Consider the following 9,062-nt stretch of genomic DNA (forward strand, 5'->3'; position numbering starts at 1 on the left):
GTGAGAGATAAGATTGCATAATAACCCTTTGGTAATTAAGAAGTAATATGATTGAAGAGCATAAGAAAAACTCTAATTTTATTTGCGAGATGAATTATTTTTTAAATAGTTTTGTTTTAATAATCCAGTGTAATGCTAATCCCATCTAATCCTAGAGGTTTGATAGAGAAATATTGGCTTGTGTCACTTACTTCTAAGCATTTCTCCAATCATCGCTTCCACTCGTTCCAGCAACAACATGCTCCCAAATGATTTTTCTGTAATTTAAAGAAACTTGAAAGAGCTCTGTCTTATCATTATTGTTTTTATCTTGCGCATTAGGCATAACAAGATTAATATCAGTAATAATAGCATCTTCAAGCTTTGTTGTAAAATAATGTTCGGCTCCACCACTCATTGATGTTCTAAACCAATGCACCTCTACATTGTTCAATCTTTCGCCTTTTGTTAAAGCATTGTATAAAAGCGGCACCGCTTTATTTAAAGAGCAAGTGAAAACAAAAGGTTTATGCACTCTTTGACCACTTGGTTGTCCACTTTGAGTATCTGTTGGAACTGTTACAATATGAGATATTTCTTGAGCCATTATCTCATCTTCATGTCCTGATTGATATCTATTACCAATACTTGCTTCAGTAGAAGCTCCACTGGAAATGAGACCTTGAGTAACACCTTCTATCCTAATATAAGCTGGTTGTGCCATACGCATCCTTTGTTAAGGTTTTATAATTCTTGATATTATAATAGGGTTTGGTCAATATGCAGAAAAATACCATAAAATTATAATACTTAAATTGAATCTTAATTTTCCATAGTTATTCTATTTCAAGTATTTATCTCCAAGACATCACCTACTACGCATTTACTATTTTTGTTAAACTTTTACCTATCCCTGATAATTATAACGATAAAGCATTATAAAATTAATTGAAAGATTAAGTCAAAAAAGAGAAGACAGAAAACAAAAAGAACTCTTGGAGAAAAAAGCAATAATTGACATAAAATTACAAGCCCACAGAATAAAGCAAGGTCAAATGTAAGTTTAGTAAAAGAAGTTATAATGAATATAAAAAGGTCATACAATGCAAGATCTCAAAAAAGGCTCTTGAGAATCTTAAATAAAAATGCCCAAACTAAAAAAGGCAAATATATTATATATCTCCATTTATAGAGATGAATAACATGTGAGTAAATTTAATGGTAAAGTAATTAAAAATTATCACGCTCATACTACTTTTAATAATCTATATCAAGAAACCAACAAAACTATTTTTAGAGAATTATCAAAAAGTGATTTAATGAAAATCCAAGATATTTTATCAGCAGAGCTTAGAATACAAATAGGGAAGAGAGGTGATAATGAAAAATATCGACACAAATAGTAAAGAGAAAAGGTAGCACAAACTGCTATGAAACATTTTAGCGAAATTCTACCAGAACTTGAAATAAAAGTAAAAAAGATTAGGAACAAAAATGAAAGAGGATAAAGGTTATCAAATGCCAAGCCAAAGAAATACAACAAAGTAAAGAATTTTTACAAAATTTATTGGGTGGAAAAACACAACTATTTCAAAGAATTTAATTAAAAAATATTTCAAAAGTATTTTTTTTGATATTGTGTATAATATTTGTGTATGTAAATTAATATACAAAAAAAGGAGTGGTATGCCATTTATACAACATGGGCTTTTTTACATTGCTTTCAACATCTTTGATGAGTTTTGTAGGGTGTGCTGATTTATTAAAATTCTCTCAAGATACACGAGAAAAAGTGAATCATCCTATTCAAGCATTCACAAATAAGAATAACAATCAAACAGATACTGAAGAAAATAGGCAAATAGATTGCAGTGAATTACCGAGCAAAATTATGACAAGGGATATAGACAGAGAATCTTATCGGAGTCCAATATTAATAGAAATAGAAAAAAGCAAAACGAGCACGATATAACATCCATGCTACCACCAATAGAAAATTTGTGCGAGTATTGCCCAAGCTCCCTATGGTTTATAACCAACCACAAGTTGCAATGCTTTTGCAACAAAATGCATTACCTAACATATTCAAAGAAAGATCAGAAAAACCCAATACAAATGTGCGATGGGCAGATATTGGGATTAATAGAGATTAATGAGATAAATACCGAAAATATAAAGGAATGAAATGTTTGCATTAAGTCAACTATCTGTATTAGAGCGAGAGAGGCTTTTTAAAACACTGCGTATAAACATTACTCATCATAGTAATGCTATTGAAGGACTGACACTAAGCTTTGGAGAAACAAAAACATTACTTGAAAGTGGTAAGACGGCAAATAATAAGCCTCTTGATGAGCAACTTGTTGTTTGAGGGTTTGCAAATGCTTATGATGTAATTATAAGAGAGGCAAGTGATAAGAGTAGGATTCTAGAATCTTCATTTATTAAGGATATTCATTATCTTATTTTTGAAAATGCTTTTAAGGTTATGCCGCATTTAGTTGCTAAACCTATTGGTGCATTTAGGACAAATCAGGCAAAGATTATAGGTTTGCAAGTAAAATTAACACTGCCTCACCTTATTGCCCAAGAATTAGAGAATTTGCTTTTTTTATATCCTAGTAATGCTTTAAGTTTAGAACAAATTGCCTATTTTCATATAAGTTTTGAAAAAGTCCATCCATTCTCTGATGGTAATGGGAGGACAGGTAGACTTATTATGACATATCAAGCCATTCAAAATGATTTTATTCCTCCGCTTATTATAAACGAACAACGAAAAGCATATTTGGAACTTTTAGAACAATGTCAAATGCAAAATGATATTACCGCCTTTACACTATTTTTGCAAGAATGCCAAGCACAGAGTTTAGCATTAATTTCTAGTAAATAAAACTACATGTATAATACATAAAATATACTTTTATTATACATATATAATATTGTATATAGACTATTTATAACTATATTATATATGTGTATTATAGTGTTATATTTTTTTTATATTGATATTCACTATTTAATATTATTACATCAAGTAAATAATATAAATAGGATTGGTGCATGATTATTTCGATTGTAAATGAAAAAGGCGGGAGCGGTAAAACAACCCTAGCAGTTAATCTTGCTGCACGACTTGCAGAAGATGGAGATAATGTTTTATTAGTGGATGCAGATCCACAAAAATCAACTGAAGTGTTTTCAGATATGAGAGGTCAAGCTAACTTAGAGCCACTTTTTTTCTAGTGTTTCAAAAACTGGTATAAGTCTAGGCGATGAGATTAAGCGTATGCGTAGCCATTTTGATAGCATTATAGTGGATACAGGTGGAAGAGATTCTAAGGAGATGAGAAAGGCAATATTGGTATCAGACATTATCATTATCCCCACAATTCCATCACAATATGATGTCAATGTGCTAGATCATATGTTAGAACTTTATGCTGAAGCAAAGGATTTAAACCCTAAGCTACTCTCGCTTATTTTGGTTAATCGTGTTTCACCTAATCCATTTCTTACAAAAGAACTGAGAAATCTTAAAGATTATATTCATGTTACAAAACAAGAAATGTGCTTAGAAGATGTAAAAGTCTGAGATTCTGTTATCTATGAAAGACAGGCTTATCGTAAGGCAGTTATTGAGGGCAAGAGTATAAAAGAGTATTGTGATAATTCTGATAAAGCTTTAATAGATTTTGAGGCATTCTATCAAGAATTACTTACAAACGCAAAAAATATTTTATGTAATATGTATGTAAATTACATTAATATTACTTAGTTATTTAATGTTTAATATATTTAGATTATATTTATAATATATGTATTATATTAATATAGTATAATGTTGTATAAAATGATAAAGAATGACTCCAAAGAGCAATTGTTTATCATTTATGAATAAGGAGAATTATATGGGATTTAAAAAACTAAGCGAACAAGGCAATACTGAGGAAAGTTTTATTAATAGTGCTCGTGGTGAAACAAGCACAAACATCGTTTTAAAAAAGGCAAAAAAGAACAAACCCTTTACAATCAATTTTACAGAAGATGAATTAAATGAAATACGCCTTGAAGCACAAAAGTTAAAAATGAATGTATCGCAATATATGCGATTTAAAATTTTTAATACCTAATAAATTTAAGTATTGCATTGTATCAAATATTAAAATTCTTACCTTTTTATTTTATAGTTCTTGTCATTAAACATAAGGAAAGACGATGGCAAGACCAAAAAAAGATTTATATCAAGGTAGAAGTTTATTTGATTTCATCGAGCAAGACATAAAGCATAATTTTAAAACTTTAGATCAAGGAGAAGTTAATGAACAAGGAAATAACACTCGAGGAAATGAGGTAACAAGTAACACCGCAGAATATATTCACACTTCCAGTAGAATATTGGGAAAAGACAAAGTGGCAAACAAACAAAGAAAAAGTGTTGTTTATGATGGAAATGATGGACTCATGCGAGTTAAAAACACTCGAACAAATAGACACACGGATGCGTATGGAGGACAATCTTTATTCTCTTATGAACAAGGAGAAATGGGAAGAGAGGGAAAACATGATGAAACAGAGATTGCTGGAAGAGAAGAGAAAGGAAGAGGGCTATCCGATACCAGCACAAGAGAATTATACCTATCCAGACGACAAGGACATGGAGAGATTAGAGAGACTATTGCCACAACAAGATTACATAGCAATACTCACAATGAGGTGCGAGAACACTTGGAGGGCGGATCTCTACGACAATTATGGAATGAAGATACTCATTCGGTGGATGTATTATTGAGGGGAATGATGGCAGATTTAGGGATTCACAATCCAGAAATACGCAAAGCCTTATGCGAACAAAGGAATTACGAACTAGAAATACTAGAGAGCAACGAAGCACAGAAGTTGAAGCAAGAGGGTTATTTGGACTTGGATATAGCACAGATGAGGGAAATGAATTATTACAAGTTTATCCTACCGATCATACAGAAATACGCCAAGAATTATCCAAAAGCGTGGAGCAAGAGTCCTTACGAATAGATTTTAGAGCGAATGGAGATCCACACATTGGTTCTCCAAAATCAAGATTCAATAAGAATATAGAGGCAATTACTCTGTTAAAACAATTAGAGTAAGAAGAACGATATGCTACACTAGAAGAACAAAAAGTACTCAATCTTTTTTCAAGTTGGGGCGGAATTCCACAGGCATTTGATATAAATAATAAGGATTGGCAGCAAGAATATGAGCTCTTACAATCAATTCTCAGTAAAGAAGAATATGAAAGAGCTAGAAATGCAACACAAGATGCGTTTATACACCAGAGATCATTATTGGTGCAATCTATAAGGGATTAGAACAACTAGGATTAAATAATACTCCACATACAAAAGAAATCTTTGGGCTCTCAATTGGAATTGGTTCATTTTTATCACATGCACATAAATATGGCAATAATTATGCCTTTAGTGGAATAGAATTAGATGATATTACTTACAGAATAGCAAAGAAACTCTACCCTAATCAAGAAATATTTTTAGGTGGCTTTCAGAATCATGGATTTAATAGAGATTATGATGCTTTTATTGGTAATCCACCTTATGGTGAAAAGAAGATCGCAGATGAATTGAATGTTAATTTAAATGGATTATTGGTTTGTGATTATTTTGTTGCTAAGTCTATCCAAAATACAAAGCAAGATGGAATTATTGCATCTGTAGTTTCTGATAGATTCCTAGATAAAACGCAAAACCATGTAAGAGAATTAATCGCAAAGGAAGCAAGTTTTTTTGGATGCAATAAGATTGCCAAACAATACTTTTAAGGGTAGAGCAAATACAGGTGTAACAACTGATATAGTGCTCTTTAAAAAAGGTTTTGATGCAACAAGCAACAAAGATTGGATTGAGAGTAAAAGCTATATTCAAAGAGAAGGTAAAGAGTATAACATTAACGAATGTTTGTTAAACCCACAACATATTGCAGGAGATTTAGAACTTGTTACAACTGAACATAAGGATTACAAGATTATATGTACTCCAAATAAAGATAAAGTCTTAACATTACAACTTGATGCTTTCATAAAATCTTTGCCTAAAGATGTCTATCGATATAGAGAAACTACTTATAAGCAAGACATGAAAATAATCCCAAAAGATTCTTTACAATACCAACACATAAAAGATTATTTGGCAACTATAGAAAGTGGTAATTATTTTGTTTTGGAGGATGAAATTTATCAAAAAACCAAATTAGAAACACAAGATAATATTCAAGTAGTTATTCCGCTTATTCCTAATCAAAAAGATAAAACACGCATTGTAAAGATGATTGCCATCAGGGATACTTTAAATTCTTTAATAACTTTAGAAAAGAATAGCCAAGAGGATCAAGTTTTAGATCCGTTAAGACAAAAACTAAATAGACTTTATGATGATTTTGTAAAAACAGAAGGCTATCTTAATAGAGATGTGAATAAGAAAGCCTTTAGGCATGATAGGCATAGCAATAAGATTTTAGCTTTGGAAAAGAATTATAATAAAGGCATTTCAAAAAGTGTGGCTATAAAACATGGTGTAGCACCTATGAATCCTAGTGTAGAAAAATCTGATATTTTTTATAAAAGAACAATAGCCCTATACACAAAGGTTGTTGCTCATGCTCCTAAGGAAGCATTAATTGCAAGTTTAAATGAATTTGGTAATATAGTTTGGACTATATGCAAGAGCTTTTGCAAAAGAGTGTAAATGATATAAATAATTCTTCAAATAAAATTACCCAATACTCAAAAGATTCTATAAAAAATTCATTACTCCATGAGAAACTTATTTTTATTAATCATAATAATCCATCTGAGTATATACTTGCCAATCATTATTTGTCAGGTAATGTTAAGAAAAAATATAAAGAAGTAAAGGCAATTTTAGAGGATATGCAAAGTTCCATGTCAAATGATTTAAGAATGCACTTGGAATCTAATTTAGAAAGTTTAGAACAAATATTGCCTAAGGATTTAAAAGCAACACAGATTAACGCTGAATTTGGTGCAGCGTGGATTCCTATGTCCTATCTATTATGATTTTTTTACACAGATTCTAGAATCCCCAAGAGAAACAATTGTGTTACACTATAATGACAAAACAGGTGAATGGACTTTTAAAATTAATGATGTAATTTCCAATAAAGCACGAACAAATTATGCAACTAATCGTGTATAAGTGTTGCAAAGCTTATAGAACATGCTTTGCAGCGAAAGCCTATTAAAATCTATGATACATACATGAAAAATGATAAAGAGGTAAGAGAATTAATGCAAAAGAAGGCACTCTTGCAAACACAAAAGTTGAACAATTGAAGTTTAATTTTAAAGAATGGATATACAAAGATTATGAACGCAGAAATGCAATAGAAAAGATTTATAACGAAACTTTTAATACTGATGTTACACCATATTATGATGATTCTCATCTACAAAAGAATAATAAGCAGCAAGAAGGTTTCCACGCTTGTCTCTTTCAAGTTATAATAAAGTTAATTGGGAAAGTCGAATGAAAAAATATTTTTGATTCTTATGGGCTTAGGGATATTTTATTACACGCCACTTTCTTTTTATTTAGAACCGAGTTATTGGAAATTTAGGAAAATGTGTAAAATGAAATATGAATTTTATGAGAAAGGCATAGGCAATGAGAATAATATAGACAACTACAAAAAGCAAAATGGTTATAATAATGTTGCCACTTGGCATTCTGGTAGTATTATCCCACTGTTCACGCTCTTTTGTATGGACTTAAATGGAATGAATTTTATATAAATTGCACTGATTTTTACAACAAATGGGACAAGGATTGGTATAGCAAGGTGCAAAAAGGAGAAATTTATGGAAAATAAGCTATTAATAAATAAAATGAAAAATGCTGCCGAACTCGCTCAAGCTGCCTATGGATATTATGATTTAATGACAACGGGTGTTAATCAAGCGTTTATTGTATTAAAAGATAAAGAATCTAAGGAAATAATCCAATGATACACATATTGCTTCTTACCACATTTTCTACCATTCTCTCTTATCTGATACTTAAAAGTATATATACAATCATATTCAAATCAAAGAAAAAGGTTTCAAAGTTTTTAGTCTTTATTGGAGCAGTGGGCTTAATTGTATTTTATTATACACCTTATTCTTTTTATTTAGAGCCTAGTTATTGGCAATTTAGAAATATGTGTAAGATTAATGAACTTCCAAATAACGAGGAAAAATACAACAAGATTCTAAGCTACTTTGATACGGATTTGGATAGGTTGGATTGGGAGGAATTGAATAATAATAACGATAATAAAAGGAAGTGGAAAATTACCAAAGAACACGGGTATTACAGACAAGGAATTTATGAATATGCAACTTTAACAAAAGAAAAGGAAATAAATTCTCGTTTAGGAATGGTAGCGAGTTTTTTAAGCAATGAAGCGGAAATAAATCGTTATAATATTAATCAAATGGCAATTAATATTTCTTGGCACACTAGACGCTATTTTTTTGAAATAACAAATTTGTTAAGTTACGGTGATATGTGGATAGAAAAAACATTGGCTTGTGTTGATGTGGCAAAAGAAAATATGACACCCAAAGGATTTAAACAATGACAAATAAGCAAATGATTAGCAAACTCAAAGATAACGCTGAATTAGCTCAGGCAGCGTATGGATATTATGATTTAATAGGCAAAAGGTTTGATAAACAGATTTTAAAAGACATAAACAGAGAATCGACTCCCATCATCGCTCAAACTGATATTTTAGATATTACCTATAACAAATATATTGCAGTAAAATTAAATCCACACAAACAAACTGATGAAATAAAAGTAGGCACACTCAAAGGCGACTTCTCCCCACTCCAATCTAAAAGGTTTTTTGAAAAGTATGATTTATTAAAACACTGCCCTAACACAGAATCAGGCTTTTCTGCTACTTTATTTGGAGAAAAAAGAAAACAAAAGGATACAAAATCTAAAGAAATAAAATATACAAATAAAATGGCTATATAAACTACATTCTAGCTATAATAAGCACAGAATCTAAAAAGGTAG

The 9,062-nt window shown here is 30.7% G+C and carries 13 protein-coding genes and 1 pseudogene; 13 read left to right on the forward strand and 1 reads right to left on the reverse strand.

The features are described from left to right. Nucleotides 1–193: 193 nt before the first annotated feature. Nucleotides 194–703, reverse strand: a complete 510-nt coding sequence (locus C6H17_RS11405) for an Hcp family type VI secretion system effector (RefSeq protein WP_004084744.1) — start codon at nt 701–703, stop codon at nt 194–196. A 978-nt stretch (nt 704–1,681) separates the two neighbouring features. On the opposite strand from C6H17_RS11405, the gene C6H17_RS11415 reads away from it, so the two are divergent. From C6H17_RS11415 to C6H17_RS11465, 13 genes and pseudogenes are all read left to right on the forward strand, one after another. Continuing rightward, complete coding sequence (locus C6H17_RS11415) at nt 1,682–1,951, forward strand: hypothetical protein (RefSeq protein ID WP_005219907.1); 270 nt, start codon at nt 1,682–1,684, stop codon at nt 1,949–1,951. A gap of 213 nt (nt 1,952–2,164) precedes the next feature. Continuing rightward, nucleotides 2,165–2,350 (forward strand): hypothetical protein, encoded by a 186-nt coding sequence (locus C6H17_RS13155; RefSeq protein ID WP_040463355.1) that lies wholly within the window; start codon nt 2,165–2,167, stop codon nt 2,348–2,350. 54 nt (nt 2,351–2,404) lie between these two features. Continuing rightward, on the forward strand, nt 2,405–2,872 hold the full coding sequence (locus tag C6H17_RS13160) for a Fic family protein (RefSeq protein WP_223808388.1): 468 nt from the start codon (nt 2,405–2,407) through the stop codon (nt 2,870–2,872). A gap of 170 nt (nt 2,873–3,042) precedes the next feature. Continuing rightward, nucleotides 3,043–3,757, forward strand: a pseudogene (locus tag C6H17_RS11425) (AAA family ATPase). 133 nt (nt 3,758–3,890) lie between these two features. Beyond that, nucleotides 3,891–4,112 carry a hypothetical protein gene (locus tag C6H17_RS11430; protein ID WP_004084737.1) on the forward strand — a complete coding sequence of 74 codons (222 nt, stop codon included), beginning with the start codon at nt 3,891–3,893 and terminating at the stop codon, nt 4,110–4,112. A gap of 280 nt (nt 4,113–4,392) precedes the next feature. Continuing rightward, a complete protein-coding gene (locus C6H17_RS11435; RefSeq protein WP_158655028.1) occupies nt 4,393–5,013 on the forward strand; it encodes a hypothetical protein in 621 nt (206 codons plus the stop codon). Nucleotides 5,014–5,473: 460 nt separating this feature from the next. Further along, on the forward strand, nt 5,474–5,797 hold the full coding sequence (locus C6H17_RS13585) for an Eco57I restriction-modification methylase domain-containing protein (protein ID WP_418904717.1): 324 nt from the start codon (nt 5,474–5,476) through the stop codon (nt 5,795–5,797). Next, complete coding sequence (locus C6H17_RS11440; RefSeq protein ID WP_051355117.1) at nt 5,763–6,719, forward strand: hypothetical protein; 957 nt, start codon at nt 5,763–5,765, stop codon at nt 6,717–6,719. Before C6H17_RS13585 ends, C6H17_RS11440 begins: the two co-directional genes overlap by 35 nt. Then, a complete protein-coding gene (locus C6H17_RS11445) occupies nt 6,692–7,051 on the forward strand; it encodes a hypothetical protein (RefSeq protein WP_051355116.1) in 360 nt (119 codons plus the stop codon). Before C6H17_RS11440 ends, C6H17_RS11445 begins: the two co-directional genes overlap by 28 nt. Nucleotides 7,052–7,323: 272 nt before the next feature. Continuing rightward, nucleotides 7,324–7,524, forward strand: coding sequence for a hypothetical protein (locus C6H17_RS11450; RefSeq protein ID WP_051355115.1), 201 nt, complete (start codon nt 7,324–7,326; stop codon nt 7,522–7,524). A gap of 328 nt (nt 7,525–7,852) precedes the next feature. Then, on the forward strand, nt 7,853–7,999 hold the full coding sequence (locus C6H17_RS12355) for a hypothetical protein (protein WP_020995755.1): 147 nt from the start codon (nt 7,853–7,855) through the stop codon (nt 7,997–7,999). Beyond that, complete coding sequence (locus tag C6H17_RS11460) at nt 7,996–8,616, forward strand: hypothetical protein (RefSeq protein WP_020995754.1); 621 nt, start codon at nt 7,996–7,998, stop codon at nt 8,614–8,616. Before C6H17_RS12355 ends, C6H17_RS11460 begins: the two co-directional genes overlap by 4 nt. Next, entirely contained in the window at nt 8,613–9,020 is a 408-nt protein-coding gene (locus C6H17_RS11465) for a hypothetical protein (protein WP_005219898.1), read from the forward strand. The genes C6H17_RS11460 and C6H17_RS11465 overlap by 4 nt, the downstream gene beginning before the upstream one ends. The last annotated feature ends 42 nt before the right edge of the window (nt 9,021–9,062 follow it).

This window comes from Helicobacter rappini (assembly GCF_900198625.1).
GTDB lineage: Bacteria > Campylobacterota > Campylobacteria > Campylobacterales > Helicobacteraceae > Helicobacter_A > Helicobacter_A rappini.

Bases quoted from the DNA above. Each gene is read 5' to 3' on its own strand.
- C6H17_RS11405 (WP_004084744.1), bottom strand. From the start codon at position 703: ATGGCACAACCAGCTTATATTAGGATAGAAGGTGTTACTCAAGGTCTC.
- C6H17_RS11415 (WP_005219907.1), top strand. From the start codon at position 1,682: ATGGGCTTTTTTACATTGCTTTCAACATCTTTGATGAGTTTTGTAGGG.
- C6H17_RS13155 (WP_040463355.1), top strand. From the start codon at position 2,165: ATGTTTGCATTAAGTCAACTATCTGTATTAGAGCGAGAGAGGCTTTTT.
- C6H17_RS11430 (WP_004084737.1), top strand. From the start codon at position 3,891: ATGGGATTTAAAAAACTAAGCGAACAAGGCAATACTGAGGAAAGTTTT.
- C6H17_RS11445 (WP_051355116.1), top strand. From the start codon at position 6,692: ATGCAAGAGCTTTTGCAAAAGAGTGTAAATGATATAAATAATTCTTCA.
- C6H17_RS12355 (WP_020995755.1), top strand. From the start codon at position 7,853: ATGGAAAATAAGCTATTAATAAATAAAATGAAAAATGCTGCCGAACTC.
- C6H17_RS11460 (WP_020995754.1), top strand. From the start codon at position 7,996: ATGATACACATATTGCTTCTTACCACATTTTCTACCATTCTCTCTTAT.
- C6H17_RS11465 (WP_005219898.1), top strand. From the start codon at position 8,613: ATGACAAATAAGCAAATGATTAGCAAACTCAAAGATAACGCTGAATTA.